This window comes from Methylobacterium thuringiense (assembly GCF_022179645.1).
Lineage (GTDB): Bacteria > Pseudomonadota > Alphaproteobacteria > Rhizobiales > Beijerinckiaceae > Methylobacterium > Methylobacterium thuringiense.
Genome location: NZ_BPRA01000016.1, coordinates 1 through 15,862, shown reverse-complemented (window position 1 = coordinate 15,862; position 15,862 = coordinate 1). Strand labels below are relative to the sequence as shown.

The following is a 15,862-nucleotide window of genomic DNA, read 5'->3' as shown; positions in this document are numbered from 1 at the left end:
GAAGAAATGTTCACCGGCCTGATCAGCGACGTCGGCCATGTCGTATCAATTACCGGCGACGATCGGCTGCGGCGTGTCGTCATCGAGAGCGCCTACGACCCGGCGACCATCGCGCTGGGCGCCTCGATCGCCTGTTCCGGCCCCTGCCTGACGGCGGTGGAGATCGCGCCGCATGGCACCGGCTGCCGCTTCTCCATCGACGCCGCAGCCGAAACGCTGGCCCGCACCACGCTTGGCACCTGGGGGGAGGGCACCCGGATCAACCTGGAGCGCTCGCTGAAGATCGGCGACGAACTCGGCGGCCACCTCGTCACCGGCCATGTCGACGGCGTCAGCGAGATCGTCTCGCGCGAAGAGGTGACCGAGGCCGACAGCCCCTGGGGCGCGAGCACCCGCTTCACCCTGCGCGCCCCGTCGGAGATCGCCCGCTTCATCGCCGAAAAAGGCTCGGTCTGCCTCGATGGCACCTCGCTCACCGTCAACACGGTGGACGGCGACCTGTTCTCGGTGCTGCTGATCCCGCACTCGCTCGCGGTCACGACCTGGGGCGAGCGCCGCACCGGCGACCGTGTCAACCTCGAGGTCGACCTGATCGCCCGCTATGCCGCGCGGCTGACCGAGGCGCGGCCTCAGACATCCGCGAAGTCGGACATCTCGTAGAGCGGCCGGATCTCGATCTCGCTTGGGCCGGGCATCGGGTTGGGGCAGCGCTTCACCCAGGCCACGGCCTCGTCGAGATCCTTGACCTGCCAGAGCCAGAACCCGGCGACGAGCTCGTTCGTCGCGGCGAAGGGGCCGTCGCTCACGCTGCGGCCGGAGCCGTCGAAGGCGACGCGCTTGCCCGCCGCGCTCGGCTTGAGGCCGTCGGCCGCCAGCAGGATGCCGGCGGCCGCGAGTTCGTTGTTGAACCTCCCCATCGCCGCGAGCATCTCCGCGGCGGGCATGTCGCCGGCCTCGCTCTCCGCCGTCGCCTTGACCAGAACCATCACGCGCATCGCCGTGTCTCCCCGGTGTAGAGGCCGTGCCGGCCTCGACCTGAAGACGCAGGAGCGGGAGACGGGCCGACACGCGCTCGAAAATTTTCCCGGCCCCCGGCCCCGGGCTTGACCACCCGCGCCGGCCCGGCCGAGGCTCCGCCCCGACCGGGACGGACAGGCCGATGATCACGCTCTACACCTTCGGCCCGCAATTCGGCCTGCCCGATCCGAGCCCCTTCGTGATGAAGGCGCAGGTGCTGCTCGCCATGTCGGGCCTGCCCTTCACCACCGACAGCGGCGGTTTTCGCCAGGCCCCCAAGGGCAAGCTGCCATATCTGCGCGACGGCGCAACCGTGGTCGCCGATTCGACCCTGATCCGCTGGCACCTCGAAAAAGCCCACGGCATCGCCTTCGACGCCGGCTACGCACCGGCCAAGACCGCCACCGGCTGGACGGTGGAAAAGATGCTGGAGGACCACCTCTACTGGGCGATCGTCCATGCCCGCTGGGTCGACAACGCGAACTTCGCGCGCGGCCCGGCGAACTTCTTCAAGGCGGTGCCGGCCCCGGTCCGGCCGCTCATCCAGGCGCTGATCCGCCGCAAGGTCCGCGGCAACCTGCACGCCCACGGCCTCGGCCGGCACGACCGGCCCACGATCGAGGCACTGGGCCTCCGCTCGATCGCGGCGCTCGGCGACATCCTCGGCGACAAGCCGTACCTCCTCGGCCCTACCCCCTCCGGCGCCGACGCCACGGCCTACGCCTTCGTCGCCGCCACCCTCTGCCCGGTATTCGAGACCCCGCTGCGCACGGCGATGGAAGCTCAGCCCAACCTCGTGGCCTACGAGGCGCGAATGCGCGAACGATACTGTCCGGAGTTTGGGGCGCCGTCGGCCTGAAAACCGGACGCTGGCCTGCCTCGCTCCCCCCGCCTTGCCGCTCCGGCCCGTTCCGGGCTAACGCTCGCCCACGCCCCGACGCCGCGCCACCACGAAGCCGGCGAGGGCGTTGCGAGGATGCGCCGCTTCTCCTCTTCGGATTTTTGGACTCCATGGTCTCACACAGCCGGGATGCGGCCGCGCCGATCGATGCCGCCGGCGCGCGCGTCCTCGTCATCGAGGCGCGCTTCTACGACGACGTCGCCGACGCCCTTCTCGACGGGGCGCGCCGCGCGCTGAGCGCGGCCGGGGCGGCGGCGTCCTTCGTCACGGTGCCGGGGGCGCTGGAGCTGCCCGCGGCGATCGCCATCCTGCTCGACGGGGCGCGGGCGGCCGGCCAGCCCTTCGACGCCGTCGTGGCGCTCGGCTGCGTCATCCGTGGCGAGACCAGCCACTACGACACCGTCGCCAACGAGAGCGCGCGCGGCCTGATGGACCTCTCGGTCCGGGAACGGCTGCCGCTGGGCAACGGCATCCTCACCGTCGAGAACCACGATCAGGCCATGGCCCGCGCCCGGGCCGACGACATGGACAAGGGCGGCGGCGCGGCCCGCGCCGCGCTCACGATCCTCGCGCTGAAGCGCGACGCGGAGCGCGCCCGATGAGCAAATCGCCCCAGACGAAATCCGAGCGCAGCGGCGCCCGCCTCGCCGTGGTCCAGGCGCTCTACGAGATGGAGATCTCGGGCAAGGGTACGCTTGAGGCGCTGGCCGAGTTCGAGGCCTTCTGGATCGGCAGCGAGGTCGAGGGCATCCAGCACCCCCCCGCCGACGCCGTCTTCTTTCGCGACCTGCTGCGCGGCACCGTCGACGAGCAGCGGGCGATCGATCCTGTGCTCGACAAGGCGCTGGTGAAGGGCTGGCCGTTGAAGCGCATCGAGGCGGTTTTGCGCGCCATCCTGCGCGCCGGCGCCTACGAGCTGCTGTTTCGCCGCGACGTGCCGGCCCGCTCGGCCATCTCCGAATATGTCGACGTCGCCCACAGCTTTTACGACGGCGACGAGCCCGGCCTCGTCAACGGCGTCCTCGACCGCGTCGCCCGCGACGTGCGCGCCGAGGAACTGGCGCTGCCGGCCGCCGGCCGCCAGGGGTGAGCCGCAGGTGAGTAATGCGCGGGCCGGCGAAGAGGCGCTGATCGCGCGTTACTTCGCGCCGCTCGCAGGCCCAGGGGCCGAGGAGCTTCGCGACGATGCGGCGTCTCTCACGTCGACGCCGGGCCACGACCTCGTCGTCACGGCGGACGCCATCGTCGCGGGCGTGCATTACTTCCCCGACGACCCGCCGACCTCGATCGCCCGCAAGGCGCTCGGCGTGAACCTGTCGGATCTCGCCGCCAAGGGCGCGACGCCGCGCGGATTCCTGCTGACGCTGGCGCTCCCCGAGGACTGGACCGAGACCTGGCTTGCCGGCTTCGCGGAAGGGCTTGGCGCGGCGAGCCGAGACTTCGGATGCCCGCTGCTCGGCGGCGACACCGTGCGCACCAACGGCGCTGCGATGATCGCGATCACGGCCTTCGGCGAGGTTCCCGCCGGCACGATGGTGAAGCGGCAGGGCGCCCGCCCCGGCGACCGGATCTGCGTGTCCGGCACGATCGGCGATGCAGCCCTCGGCCTGCGGTTGCATCCCGCGAACCGGCGCGGCTGGACGGGACCGGTCGACGCGGCGGACCGTGCTGCCCTGATTGAACGCTACCGACATCCGAAACCACGCCTGATGCTGGCCCCGGTCTTACGTCGGCATGTCCGCGTGGCGATGGATGTCTCGGATGGGCTGGCTGGGGATCTCGCCAAGATGCTGACGGGCGTGACCGCACGGGTGATCCTGGCCGACGTGCCACTCTCGGATGCGGCGCGCCGCGTGATAGCCTCCGACCCGACCCTGCTCGAAACTGCGCTGACCGGCGGCGACGACTACGAGATCCTCTGTGCCGTTCCGCCCGATGCGCGCGACGATTTCCTCGCGGGTTCTCAGGCTGCCGGCGTGGCAATGACGGATATCGGATCGATCGAAGCCGGGGAGGGGCCGCCTATTTTTCTGGATGAGAACGGCGCCGAACGGGCATTTGCAAGGGCGTCGTTCAGTCACTTCTGACGAACCACTCCACCGTCTTTCTGGGGCCGCGCAGCGGAACCCGGAATGCCCGCTCTAGAGGAAACGACGGCCCGCTCGATCGCGTAGTGGATGGGCTTGAAGCTGCCGTTGTTCGACTGCAGCGCCGAGCAGGCGGTCAGCCCGATGATCAGGTCGGTCTCGGCCTCGAACACGATGCGGTCCCCGGCTCGGCTCAGGGGCGGCGCGACGGTGATCGCTCCGGTCGCCGCATCGATCGGCACGTTCATGAAGCAATTGAACGCCACCGGGATCGCATCCGGCCCGATCCCATAGGGCTCCAGCGCCGCAGCGAGGTTGCCGAAGCAGCCGCGATGTGGGTCGGCGTCGCCGTAGATGATGCGAAACGTGTCGGCGGAGCAAGGCGTTAGCAGAAAGTCGTGCCTGCCGACCGTATCCTCGACGATGCGCAGCAGGATCGTCGAGCGGTTGGAATAGAGCGGATCCCCCGTGGTCAGGTAAATCCGGCTCGCATAGTCGAGAGTCCGCCCCGACGAGATCACCTCGGCCGTGTCGTGGCGGTTATAAGCGACGAGGTCCGCCACCTGCTCACCGCGCGGGTCGATCACCGTCAGGCGGTCGCCTCTATCGAGGGTGAAGGCCGTGCCGGAGCGCGGCGGAATCTCGTGGTTGCAGCATTCAGCGGCCATCGAGTGCGGCCTCCTTGGCGCGACCCTGGAACGGGCATTGCCAGGACGCGTCGACGGCACGGCCGCTATACTGCCGTGCCTCCGACGAGTCGCCGTGGCGGGCGAGCATCGGGTTGGTCGAGCCGGCCAGCGCCTCGTCGCGCTTCAGGATCGAGCTGCGCAGGGTCTCGTAGCGGCCCTCCACACGCAGCTGCTCGAACTGCGCATGCAGGTTGAAGACGAGCACCGGCGACGAGAACCGGCGCGCCGGCCGGCTCGCCCGCGGATGCAGGCCGACGATGAAGAAGCCCTCGCCGCCGAAGCTCAGCGAAAAGTGCGGGTTCTCGGGATCGTCGTTCACCCGGCCGTCGAGGGGCTGGCCGAGCCAGGAATCCTTGTCCGACAGGGATTGCGCGCGGGTCCAGAGATGGTTCTCGAACTGCTCCTCGGAGAGGTCGCCCGGCCCCTCGAACACGACGGCGAAGCTCTGGAAGATCGCCGGATCGCGCCGGTAGCGGGCGATGAAGGCCAGCAGCGCCGGATAGATCCGCATGTCGTCCCAACCCGAGGTGATGTCGCGGGCGACGACGATCTTCATGCGCCCCTTGGCGACGGCGGATTTGGCCCCGACGCAGGGGAAGGGCCGGCTGCCGATGAAGTCGCGAAACGCCTGGGCACGCACGTGGTCGTGGTCGTCACGGGGAAAAAGCATCGCGGTCCGTAGCTGCAAAACACTCCCGTCGGAGGGCGTCTGCCTCCGCGGAGTCGAGCAACAGGACGCGACCGGCGGTGTTCCGACGCCAGGGTGCGGCATTCGCGGTTATCCACGGGCCGATCGAACTGTCCACAGGCGCCCGATTTGTGCGTACGGCTTTGCCCCAAACCGGTCGGAACTATGCCGTGCCGTCGGCGAGGCCGAGTTGCTGGAGACTTGCCGCCCAGACCCGCTCCTGCAGGTCGCGGTCGTGGCTGAGTGCGGAGGAGGCCGTCTCGCGGCTCCTGGCGAAATAGCGGCCCGTCACGCCGTCGAGCTCCGTCGCGGTGGCGACGTGGAGCGAGGTCCTGGCGCCGTCCTCCGTCGAGATCAGGAACGGGCGGATCAGGCTCCAGAGGAAGCCGAGGGCGCCGCCGGTGTTCATGGCGAAGCCGCTCGAGACCACGCCGGGATGCACCGCGTTCACGGTGACGCCGCTGCCCGCCAGCCGCCTGGCGAGGGCATAGGTGAAGAGCACGTTGCCGAGCTTGGCCTGCGAGTAGGTCTTCATGCCGCCGAAGGAGCGGGCGGCGTCGAGATCGTCGAGGGCGATCCGGCCGCGGGTATGCGCGGCGGAGGACAGGTTGACGATGCGAGCCGGCGCGCTGGCTTTCAGCCGGTCGAGGAGCGCGAGGGTCAGCTGCACGTAGGCGAGGTGGTCGAGCGCCCAGGTACGCTCGCGCCGGTCGACGGTGAGCGTGCGTTTGTCGAAAATCGCGCCGGCGTTGTTCACCAGAACGTCGAGACGGGGATAGAGCCCGAGCATCTCGGCCGCGAGGCGGCGGATTTCCGCCTGCGACGACAGGTCGGCGACGAAGACGTCGACCTGTCCGCCCGTCTCCGCACGGATGCCGGCGGCGGCGGCCTCCGTGCGTTCGCGATCGCGCCCGACGAGGCCGACCCGGGCGCCGAGACGCGACAGTCCGAGCGCCGTCTCCGCACCGATGCCCGAGGAGGCACCGGTGACGAGACAGGTCTTGCCCTGCATGGAAGCTGGGGTGCTCAGAAGACCGCCTTACCGATGAGGACGGCGACCAGCACGATCACGATAGCGATGGCGAGGAAGATGCCGAACAGGATCTTCGAGATCGAGCGGGCGCCCGAGGCGATGCCGGTGAAGCCGAGGCCTCCGGCGATGATCGAGATCACGAAGGCGATCAGGGCCCACCGCAGCAGCTTCATCGGGGATACTCCAGAATACGTGTCGAGGGAAAACCGGGCATCAACCCGACCGGGCGTCGCCGCGTTCCCCTGTGGGTGCGGCGTCCGCGGAAAAACCCTCGCAGGCCGGCTCGGCCTTGGCAACGAGCGCTTCGGCGAGAGCGCGGTAGATGCCCTCCTTGCACACAAGCTTGGACATGGCATCGGCAATCACCGCCGCGATCATCAGCGGGATCATCATGGCGTGGTCCTGGGTCATCTCGGTGACGATGACGAAGGACGTGATCGGTGCCTGCAGTACGCCCGTGAGGTAGGCGACCATGCCGATCAGGACGAGCGCGCCGATCGGAGCGTCGGCGAAGAGCAACCCGGCCTCGGCACCCAATCCCGCCCCGACGGCAAGCGACGGCGCGAACAGACCGCCGGGAATCGCGCTGATCGAGGAGAAGACGGTGGCCGCGAACTTCAGCGGGGCGAAGCTCCGGTCCACGGCGTCCTCGCCGTGCAGGATCGCCCGCGCCTCCTCGTAGCCGGTGCCGTAGACCGTGCCGCCGGAGAGGAGCCCGCAGAGCGCGACGCAGAGCCCGCAGGCAAGGGCGAACCAGACGGGGTGGGCCGCGATCCAGCCACCGGCGCGACCGGGCAGTCCCGTCCCGAACAGGATGACGATGCGGCTGAACAGGCCGCCCATGAGGCCGCCGACCGCGCCGATGACCGGCACCGCGAGCCAGCTCGCCGAGAAGGGCAGGGTGGCAGAAGTCGTGCCGAAATAGGTATAGTCGCCGAGGATCGCGAGGGAGGTCAGGCCGGCGGCGATCACCGCGGCGACGATCAGCCCGCTCGCCCGGCTGTCATAGGCGCGGCCGAGTTCCTCGATGCCGAAGACGATGCCGGCGAGCGGCGTGTTGAAGGCGGCAGCGACCCCGGCCGAACCGCCGGCGAGCAGCAGCCCGGGCATGCGGGCGGGCGAGAACCGGCCGAACGCGGCCATGATCGCTGCTCCGACCTGCACGGTCGGCCCCTCGCGTCCGACGGAGGCGCCCCCGAGCAGTCCCAGCGTCATCACCACGATCTTGCCGGCGGCCACCTTGAGCGAGACCAGGGCATGCCGGGCCTTCGCGTCGCCGATGGCGCGGGCGGCGATGACCTGCGGAATCCCCGAGCCCTGCGAATTCGGAAACACGGTGCGGGCGAGATGGGCCGCGAGCCCGAAGGCCGCGGGCGTGGCGGCCAGGGTGAACCAGGGCGAGAGCGCGAGCCCCTGCTTGAACAGCGCCTGCGCCCCGTCGGCGAGCTTCGCCATCACCACGGCAGCGAGGCCCACGCACAGGCCGCCGACGAGGAACAGCAGCCGGCGCCGCCAGACCTCCCAGCTGTCGAGCGAGGCGCCGCGCAGGCGCAGCAGCGTGCGTCGGATCTGCCGGGGGCGTAGCTGCATGGTCTCGGGCGTCGGGAGAGCGGGGAGGGCGGATCACCATTCCTGCCCTGGCCGGCATAAGCCAGTTCCGGGCGGCCTCAATCCTCGGCAGCGCAGAGCCTCTCCACCGTCTTCAGATAGGCCTTGGCGTCGAATTTCTTCAGCGAGTTCTCGCTCTGGTAGCGCACGGTTCCGAAGATCTTGCGCCGCTGCCAGGGCCGGTCGTGCAGGCCGAACACCCAGGCGACATTGGTGAAGGAGTTCGCGTCGCGCCCGTCGAGGAAGTAGCGGTTGTTGAGCCTGAGCGTGCGCGCGAAAGCCTCCTCGGGCGAAGGAGACCATTCGAGGATCTTCTTGCCCCAGTACATGCGCAGTTGGTTGTGCATGTAGCCGGTCTCGCGCATCTCGCGCATCGCCGCGTTCCAGTAGGGTTCGTGGGTCTTGCCCTCCGCGAGTTGCGCTTCGCTGTACTGGTGAGGCCGCGCGTCCCCGGCCTGTTCGGCGAGCGTCTTCTTCGCCCAGTCGGGCAGCGCGGTTTCGTAGCGGTCGTAGCCCTTCGTGTAGAAGACGTGGTTCATCGCGAGCTCGCGCCGGACGATCAGCTCTTCCAGGTAGGTCTGCCGATCCTCCTTGCTGCCCGCCTTCGCCTCTCGCACGGCTAGCGCGATCTCGACCGGCGAGATCTGCCCGAAATGCAGGTAGGGGCTCATATGCGAGGCGGCGTCCGCCTCAGGCTTGTTGCGGTCGGCGCCGTAGCCCGCGAACGGGCCGGCGAGATAGGCCTTCAGACGCCGCTTCGCTTCCCCATGGCCGCCCTTGAACCGCTTCACCGGCGCCACCGAGGTGTCGAGGCTCATGCCGGCCAGCACCTTTTCGGGGTTCGAGACGTCGATCTCACTCTTCAGCGCCAAGCCGTCGGCCTTGTGCTTCACCGTGCGGGCCTGCAGCGGCTCCAGATAGTCGTCCCAGAGCTTGTGTAGCTTTGGCCGCAAGGTACGCGCGGCGTATTCGTGCTTGCCCGAAGCAGTCTCGACGGGCACGACCACGTCGCCCTCGACCTGCACGATCCGCGTCTCGACAGCCTTGGTGATCTCCCCGTACCAGCGCTTCTGGATCGCCAGATAGCCGCGGTCCAGCACCAGCAGCTTGGCGTCCTTCGCCATATCGATGGCGACCGCAGCAGGCGAAGCCTTGCGCATGACGAAGCCGATACCGCGTGCGGACAGGCGCTCACGGCAATCGGCCAGCCCCTGCAGCAGAAAGGCGTAGTGGCGGGCGTTGGCTTCCGGAAAGCCGCTCTTGCCGTCGAGCAAGCCGAAGCAGGCGACCACGGGGCAGCCGAGGCGGTTCGCCTCCTCGATCGCGAATTCGAGGGCCGGGTTGAAATCGGCGCGATTCGCCTGCTGCAGCAGGTAGAGGACGTAGGCCCCCTTTTCCCGGGGCTCGACGTCGGCGAGGACCCTGAGACGCTCCGCTTGAATCGCCATGCCGATCAAAAATCTCCATTCCGGTTCAAGGTTTTGCTTCGGGCAGGGAGATCCATGAACTCGTCGGCTCCGAAGTGCTCCGCACCCGCGGTCTGCCAGTGACGCCTGGCCGAAGGGGAGCGGAACATCAGCATTCACAAACGCTTAAGCGTGGCTATATTTCCGTCGGGTCGACGACAATTGACCGGACGGTCGCGCGACATCCTGCGACATTTTGGTTACATCGCCGCATCAATGTGCGCGGCAACACGCCAAACGCCGCACCCTGGGATGGGACGGCCTTGCATTTCGTCGCCGAAGGATCAGATTGTGCGTCGCGGGATCGATGGCGTTTCGCTCCCGCTGCCCTCCTTGGGCGTTTCCTCCCTAGACTACGGGCCGCTCTCACGAGCGGCTTTTTTTTGCGTCGAGGCCGGGTTGCTGTTCAGCCTCGCGCGCGGGCGCGGATCATGAAGTTGTCGTAGGTGTACTCGGCGACCTGGAACCAGAGATATTCTTCGTTCCGGAAGGCCTTCATCGCGTCGTAGATGCGTTTGAAGTCGGCATTCTTGGCAGACAGTTCACCATAGAGGTCGTTTGCCGCCTTCAGCGCCGCCTCGATCACGTCCTGCGGGAATGGGCGCAGCTGGGCGCCGCCGGCGACCAGACGGCGCAGCGCCTGCGGGTTGCGCGCATCGTATTTCGCCTGGACCTCGGCGGCGACCTGAGCCGCGGCAGCCTGTAGAACGGCCTTGTAGGTCTTCGGCAGGGCCTTCCATTTCTCGGCATTGAACCAGAACAGCACCGCCGCGCCACCCTCCCAGAAACCCGGGAAATGGTAGATTGGTGCGACCTTCTGCAGGCCGAGTTTCTCGTCGTCGTGCGGGCCGATCCACTCGGCGGCGTCGAGCGCCTTCGATTCGAGGGCGCCGTAGAGGTCGGGTCCCGCGATCGCCTGGGGCGAGACGCCGAGCTTCGCCAGCACTTGACCGCCGAGGCCGGCGACGCGGAACTTCAGGTTCTGCAGATCGGCCGTCGTCTTAATCTCCTTGCGAAACCAGCCGCCCATCTGCGCGCCAGTATTGCCGCCGGGGAGTGCCGTCAGCCCGTGCTTGGCGAAGATCTCGGCGAACAGTTCGGCCGCGCCACCCTGGAGCCACCAAGCGCTCTGACCGCGGGCATTGAGGCCGAAGGGCGTCGCCGTCGCCAGCGCGAAGACGGGATCCTTCGCCACGGCTGCCGAGGCCGACGCATGCCCGATCTCGACCTTGCCCGATCCGACCGCATCGAGCAGGCCCTCGGCCGGCACGATCTCGCCGACCGCCGAGGGCTGGATCTTGAAACGACCGTCGGTCGCCTCCCCGACGATCCGGGCGAAGCTTTCGGTCGCACCGAACAGGATGTCGAGGTTCTTGGGAAAGCCCGATGCGAGCCGCCATGTCAGCTCGGGCACGGCCTCGGCGAGGGCAGGCGCCGCCAGAGGCGCGGCGGCGGTCGCGAGGCCCGCGGAGAGGAGGGCCCGTCGCGGCAGCGTGTTCGGCATCGTTGGTCGCTCGTCTCCGGTATCCGCTCGGCGCGGCATACACGCTCCGAGGCGCGAAGTCGCGCCGGGTTCGCCCATCGATCGCTCCCGTGCTAGCAGCGGCCGCGTGAAACACTCTCGCGTCACCCTGCACACCGTCTGCGGGCTCGAGGAACTGCCCGCGCACGGCGCCAAAGGCGTCAGCCACGTGCTCTCGATCCTCGATCCCGGCTGGCCCGATCCGGATTTCGGCGGCTATAGCGCGCATCGGCGGACCACCCTGCGCTTCCACGACGCCATCGCACCGGGACCCGGCCTCGTTCTGCCGGAGCGTCACGACGTCGAGGCGATCCTCGCCTTCGGACGGGCAATGGACGAGGACGAGGCCGAAGAGGCCCATGTCCTCGTCCATTGCCATCTCGGCCTCTCGCGCTCGACCGCGGCGCTGGCGAGCTTGTTCGCTCAGGCCGAGCCGGAGACCCCGGCAACCGAGCTGATCGCACGCCTCCACGCTCTGCGGGACGGGGCCTGGCCGAACGCACGGATGATCGGCTTCGCGGACGACGCGCTCGGCCGTGACGGCACCCTGGTCGAGGCCGTGCGCCGTCTGCACGGGATTCAACTCGCAAAGAACCCGAGCCTCGACGCATTGATGCGCAGCCTCAACCGCTCGGAAGAGGTCGAAGCCGCGATCACCGGCTGAACCGGCTCAGTTCGTCTTGGCGTAATTGAAGTTTCCGTCCCGCCAGACGTAGAGCACGTAGCCCTGGGCGGTGACGTCGCCCTTGGCGTCGAAGCCGACGGGACCGAGGACGAGATCGAAGCGCTCGGTATGCAGCGCCTTGGCGATGGCGCGCGGATCGGTGCTTCGGGCGAAGTTGCCCGCCTCGACCAGCGCCTGGAGGGCCGCGTAGCCGTAGATCAGCGAGCCGTCGGGATCGCCGCCCTGCGCCTTCACCGCGCTCACCACGGCCTGCGCGTCCGTCTTGCGGCTCGGGTCGAGGTAGAACGTCATCAGCACGCCGTTGCTGGCAGAGCCGGCAATCTTGGCGAATTCCGGCGTCGCGATCGACGAGGTGCCGAACCATTGCGGGCGGAAGCCGCGGTCGGCGGCGATCTTCACGAGCCGGCCCATCTCCGGTGCGCCGCCGCCGTAATAGACCACGTCGATGCCCAGGCCCTTGAGGCGGTCGGCCAGCGCCGCGTCGTCGGTGTCGGACGGCTGGAAGGCCGCGAACAGGGCCTCGTTCACGCCGATCCGGTTGAGGTTGTCCTTGGTCGAGGCGGCGAGCGCCCGCGACGGCGGCGAGGGGTCGTAGAGGATCGCGATCTTTCGGTCGCGAAACCGCTCCGCGAGTACGGCCGCCGAGAGCTTGGCCTGATCGTCGTCGCGCCCGCACACGCGAAAGATCGTCGGCAGCCCGCGATCAGTGAGCTTCGCTGCGACGGAGGCCGCGGTGATCATCACGATGCCGTTGGCGGCGTAGATGTCGGAGGCGGTCAGCGAGGCGTTCGAGCAGACATGGCCGACGACGAGGCGCACGTTCGCCTGGACGTAGTGGTTGGCCACCGCCGTCGCTTGGTTCGAGTCGCAGGCGTCGTCCTGCACGTCGAGGACGATCGGCTCGCCGTCGAGGCCCCCCTTGGCGTTGGTGTCCTTGGCCGCCGCCTGGACGCCGCGCAGGACCTGTTCGCCGATGGCGACATAGGGGCCGGAGCGCGGCACCGCGACACCCACCACCACGTCGGCGCGAGCCGGACAGGCTGTGATTGCGAGGAGGGCGGATCCCAACAGTATCCGCGGCAGCGATCCGGCGAGGCGCGCGCCGAGCGAGAGAAGGCGTCCGATCGTCATCCCGCCCCTTCTAACGCTCTTGTTCTGTCAGCCAAACCGAGCCGGCGGAAGGCCATGTCAAGGTCGAGCGGGAGGGCGTGAAGGCGCTGCCCGCGCGTGGGCGGCGCCGGCCGCCATGGAACGATGCGAGCGGAGCTTTTGGCAAGACGCGAATGTTACGAAGCCTGCCGCTGCGAACCGATTTTCGCGAGGACGGCCGCCCGCGGCGACCGTCGAGGCCCTGCAATCACCGCGAGACGCTGTAGACGGACGCGGCGGAGGTGACGGGCGATGCGACGGTGGAGAACACGCTGAGCACCTTCTGGACTTCCGAGAACGGCGCGTTCGAGACGTAGAGCACGTCGCGGCTGCGCATGCGGAAGGCCTGGGCCAGGAACAGGCCGTTGGGATCGCGCATGTTGAAGCGGTAGACCACCGGCACGAGCTTCGTGCTCAAGAGCGGCGAGCCCGGCCGCAGGCGGCGCACCAGGGTGTTCGGCTCGAAGCGGTACAGGAACACGCCCTCCGCATCCGCCTGGACGTCCGAGAGGCCGCGCGCCCGGGCGAGACCCTGGGCCAGCGTGATGCCCTCGGCCGAGAACTGCAGCTCGGTGGCGTTGCCGAGCGCGCCGAGCGCCATGAAGGTCTGCGGGTCACGCACCAGCGTCAGCACGTCGTTCGGCCGCATGAAGATGTTTTCACGGGGGTTCGACACCACGGCGGTCATCGGCACCGTCACCGTGGTCGGCCCGCGCGACAGCCGCACGTAGGTCTCGCTCACAGCACCCCGCACCCCGCCCACCGAGGCGATCACGTCGAGGAGCCGGTCGCCCTTGCCCGACAGCGGGATCCGCGCGCCGCTCGTCACCTCGCCGGTCACCGTCACCGACTGCGAGATCGGCTTCGACACCGTCACCAGCACCTGCGGCTGGATCGCCTTGCCGGCGAGCTCGTTCTCGATGAGCACCTGAACGTCCTGCGGACGCCGCCCCGCCACCTGGATGCGCCCGGCATAGGGCACCGAGATCGCCCCGTCGCGGCTCACCACCTGCTCCGGGATCTGCGCGGATTTCGAGCCGGCCGAGAAGCGGTCGGCCACCAGTGGCCCCGAGAACAGCCCGCCCGAACCGGCCTCCCAGACCTGGATCGCCACCGAGTCGCCCACCCCGATCAGCGGCTCGGCCGAATTCCGATAGTCGCCGAAGGCCGCGAGCAGGCTGTCGAGCGGCCGCGAGCGCAGCGCCTCGATGATCGCCGGGTCGACGTCGATCAGCTCGTAGCGCGCATACACCCCCTGGGGCGTCGCGACGTCCGCCCCGTCCACGATCGCACGCGACGTCGGACCAGACGCCGGCAGATACGAGCAGCCCGAGGCCGCCAGCGCGACGCATAGGGCAAGGGGAATGGAGCGCATACAGGATGGCCTGTCGGTTTCCTTGGACCTGCTGCCTAGCCCAAACCACCGAGCCTGTCCGTGGCGAGGCAGTCACAGTGATCCGAGGACCGGCGTACGGAGCTCGCGCTCCCCGATTCCCACAGCGTGGCCGGCGGAGCCGATGTAAACCCAGGGCTTCCGCCTATCTGCGCCTCGACAGAATTCTGTCACGGCAAAGACTGAAGGCCGCAATATTGCCGTCCTCGGCCAACAGGGATCGACGACGTTCGATTGCAGAGAGCGGCCGTCGCCGGTCGGGATCGATGAACAAGCCCGTCAGCTACACGCCGCCGGATCTGCCCGATCAGCGCGTGACCGCGCCGATCCGCCGCCGCCATGTCTTCTATCTGCCGGGCTACGATCCGGAAGCGCGCACGCGCTATCGCCTGCTCTTCGTGAGGGAGTTGCTGCGCCACGCCAAGCGCTTCGGCGAGGGCAAGCGCGAGATCAGTCGCGCCACCCTTTCGGAAGATGGCCTCGTGCAGAGCTGGACCGTCAAGGCCCATACCGCCACGGGGGGCGCCGAGGCCAGCTACGACGTGCTGTTCTGGGACGACATCGTCGCGCGCGACGCGGCGCGTTCGCGATTCATCAGCGTCGCGCTCCTCGTCATCGGCACATTGCATGCGATGGTCCGGGGCAAGCTGTTCACGTTCTACCGGCTCAACTGGAAGTACGGGAACATCATCATCTACCCCTTCGTGATGCTGATGCTACTCGGTGTGGTGACCGCGCTCCTGGCGCTCCTCGTCCACGCCCATCTCGGCGATTGGTATGCGCATTCTGTGCACCTGCCCGCCTGGGCTACGATCCCCCTCGGCATCGCGGTCGGGCTCGGCTGGGTCCGGGCGATGGAGGCGCTGCTCAATCGCATCTTCTTCTGGCAGATCCTGAACGACTGGGTGTTCCACTGGCAGCACGGCCAGGGCCGGCGGCCCGACTACCGGGCGCGGCTCGACGTCTTCACCGATCACGTCGCGGCGCGCCTCGACGGGTTCGCGCGGAACGGGGAGGCGATCGACGAAATCCTGATCGTCGGACATTCGAGCGGCGGCCTGACGGCGGTCGAGGTCGCCGCCCGGCTCCTTGCGCGCGACCCGGAGATCGGCACGCGCGGCCCGATCCTGTCGCTCGCCACCCTCGGCTCCGGCCTGCCCCTGGTGGCGCTCCAGCCCCAGGCCGGTCGCGTGCGTACCGACATCGCCAGCCTCGTTCAATCGCGGAGGATCGTCTGGGTCGACTACGTGGCGCCGCAGGACTGGCTGAACTTCCCGCACTTCAATCCACTCCACGACCTCGACCTGCAGCTCGGGCCGGACCCGGTGGTCGCCAACCCGATCATCCGCTCCGCCCGCTTCCGCGAGATCATCGACGACGAGACCTATCGGAAGGTCCGGTTTCGCCCGTTCCGGATGCACTTCCAATTCCTGATGTCGAACGACCGGCGCGGCGCCTACGACTTCTTCGCGATCACGCTCGGGCCGCAGACCCTGCGCGAGCGTGCCCTCGTCGCATGGCCCAAGCCCTCGACCGCAGTCGCGCTCCCGTGCGAGACGGTTGCCGCCTAGAGCAGGCTGCGAAAAAGTGGCAACGGTTTTTCGCGCGAAGCCTGCTCTCAACT

General features: G+C 68.6%; 17 protein-coding genes. 7 read left to right on the top strand and 10 right to left on the bottom strand.

Annotated features, from left to right (window positions below; all coding sequences use genetic code 11):
- Positions 1-6 precede the first annotated feature (6 nt).
- Entirely contained in the window at positions 7-660 is a 654-nt protein-coding gene (locus tag MFF07_RS17580; protein WP_147818618.1) for a riboflavin synthase, read from the top strand.
- Here MFF07_RS17580 and MFF07_RS17575 read toward each other — a convergent pair.
- The gene (locus MFF07_RS17575; protein ID WP_147818617.1) at positions 630-995 is read right to left on the bottom strand and encodes a YciI family protein; all 366 of its coding nucleotides are present in this window, start codon (positions 993-995) and stop codon (positions 630-632) included. The genes MFF07_RS17580 and MFF07_RS17575 overlap by 31 nt on opposite strands.
- A gap of 164 nt (positions 996-1,159) precedes the next feature.
- On the opposite strand from MFF07_RS17575, the gene MFF07_RS17570 reads away from it, so the two are divergent.
- The 4 genes from MFF07_RS17570 (at position 1,160) to thiL (ending at position 4,005) form a co-directional block, all read left to right on the top strand.
- The gene (locus MFF07_RS17570) at positions 1,160-1,876 is read left to right on the top strand and encodes a glutathione S-transferase family protein (RefSeq protein ID WP_238232501.1); all 717 of its coding nucleotides are present in this window, start codon (positions 1,160-1,162) and stop codon (positions 1,874-1,876) included.
- A gap of 152 nt (positions 1,877-2,028) precedes the next feature.
- Complete coding sequence (ribH, locus tag MFF07_RS17565; RefSeq protein WP_147818615.1) at positions 2,029-2,520, top strand: 6,7-dimethyl-8-ribityllumazine synthase; 492 nt, start codon at positions 2,029-2,031, stop codon at positions 2,518-2,520.
- Positions 2,517-3,008 (top strand): transcription antitermination factor NusB, encoded by a 492-nt coding sequence (gene nusB, locus MFF07_RS17560; protein ID WP_147818614.1) that lies wholly within the window; start codon positions 2,517-2,519, stop codon positions 3,006-3,008. Before ribH ends, nusB begins: the two co-directional genes overlap by 4 nt.
- A gap of 7 nt (positions 3,009-3,015) precedes the next feature.
- Entirely contained in the window at positions 3,016-4,005 is a 990-nt protein-coding gene (thiL, locus tag MFF07_RS17555) for a thiamine-phosphate kinase (RefSeq protein ID WP_147818613.1), read from the top strand.
- Here the strand turns inward: thiL and MFF07_RS17550 are convergent.
- The 7 genes from MFF07_RS17550 to MFF07_RS17520 all read right to left on the bottom strand — a co-directional run bounded on the left by MFF07_RS17550 (position 3,996) and on the right by MFF07_RS17520 (position 10,993).
- The gene (locus MFF07_RS17550; RefSeq protein ID WP_238232500.1) at positions 3,996-4,673 is read right to left on the bottom strand and encodes a DUF1989 domain-containing protein; all 678 of its coding nucleotides are present in this window, start codon (positions 4,671-4,673) and stop codon (positions 3,996-3,998) included. The two genes, thiL and MFF07_RS17550, sit on opposite strands and share 10 nt — an antisense overlap.
- Entirely contained in the window at positions 4,663-5,364 is a 702-nt protein-coding gene (gntA, locus tag MFF07_RS17545; RefSeq protein ID WP_147818612.1) for a guanitoxin biosynthesis heme-dependent pre-guanitoxin N-hydroxylase GntA, read from the bottom strand. The genes MFF07_RS17550 and gntA overlap by 11 nt, the downstream gene beginning before the upstream one ends.
- A gap of 181 nt (positions 5,365-5,545) precedes the next feature.
- Entirely contained in the window at positions 5,546-6,394 is an 849-nt protein-coding gene (locus MFF07_RS17540; protein WP_238232499.1) for an SDR family oxidoreductase, read from the bottom strand.
- Between the two features lie 14 nt (positions 6,395-6,408).
- Positions 6,409-6,588 (bottom strand): DUF1328 domain-containing protein, encoded by a 180-nt coding sequence (locus tag MFF07_RS17535; RefSeq protein ID WP_147818610.1) that lies wholly within the window; start codon positions 6,586-6,588, stop codon positions 6,409-6,411.
- 40 nt (positions 6,589-6,628) lie between these two features.
- Positions 6,629-8,005 (bottom strand): chloride channel protein, encoded by a 1,377-nt coding sequence (locus tag MFF07_RS17530; protein WP_147818609.1) that lies wholly within the window; start codon positions 8,003-8,005, stop codon positions 6,629-6,631.
- Positions 8,006-8,082: 77 nt separating this feature from the next.
- Positions 8,083-9,471 carry a deoxyribodipyrimidine photo-lyase gene (locus MFF07_RS17525; protein WP_147818608.1) on the bottom strand — a complete coding sequence of 463 codons (1,389 nt, stop codon included), beginning with the start codon at positions 9,469-9,471 and terminating at the stop codon, positions 8,083-8,085.
- A 424-nt stretch (positions 9,472-9,895) separates the two neighbouring features.
- On the bottom strand, positions 9,896-10,993 hold the full coding sequence (locus MFF07_RS17520) for a TRAP transporter substrate-binding protein (protein ID WP_147818607.1): 1,098 nt from the start codon (positions 10,991-10,993) through the stop codon (positions 9,896-9,898).
- Between the two features lie 106 nt (positions 10,994-11,099).
- Between MFF07_RS17520 and MFF07_RS17515 the strand changes: the two genes are divergently transcribed.
- The gene (locus tag MFF07_RS17515; protein ID WP_147818606.1) at positions 11,100-11,675 is read left to right on the top strand and encodes a tyrosine phosphatase family protein; all 576 of its coding nucleotides are present in this window, start codon (positions 11,100-11,102) and stop codon (positions 11,673-11,675) included.
- A gap of 6 nt (positions 11,676-11,681) precedes the next feature.
- Here the strand turns inward: MFF07_RS17515 and MFF07_RS17510 are convergent, their stop codons facing one another.
- Together MFF07_RS17510 and MFF07_RS17505 are read right to left on the bottom strand one after the other, a co-directional pair.
- The gene (locus MFF07_RS17510) at positions 11,682-12,827 is read right to left on the bottom strand and encodes a branched-chain amino acid ABC transporter substrate-binding protein (RefSeq protein ID WP_147818605.1); all 1,146 of its coding nucleotides are present in this window, start codon (positions 12,825-12,827) and stop codon (positions 11,682-11,684) included.
- 226 nt (positions 12,828-13,053) lie between these two features.
- Entirely contained in the window at positions 13,054-14,220 is a 1,167-nt protein-coding gene (locus MFF07_RS17505) for a polysaccharide biosynthesis/export family protein (protein ID WP_238232498.1), read from the bottom strand.
- 284 nt (positions 14,221-14,504) lie between these two features.
- Between MFF07_RS17505 and MFF07_RS17500 the strand changes: the two genes are divergently transcribed.
- Positions 14,505-15,809 carry an alpha/beta hydrolase gene (locus MFF07_RS17500; protein WP_238232497.1) on the top strand — a complete coding sequence of 435 codons (1,305 nt, stop codon included), beginning with the start codon at positions 14,505-14,507 and terminating at the stop codon, positions 15,807-15,809.
- Positions 15,810-15,862: the final 53 nt, after the last annotated feature.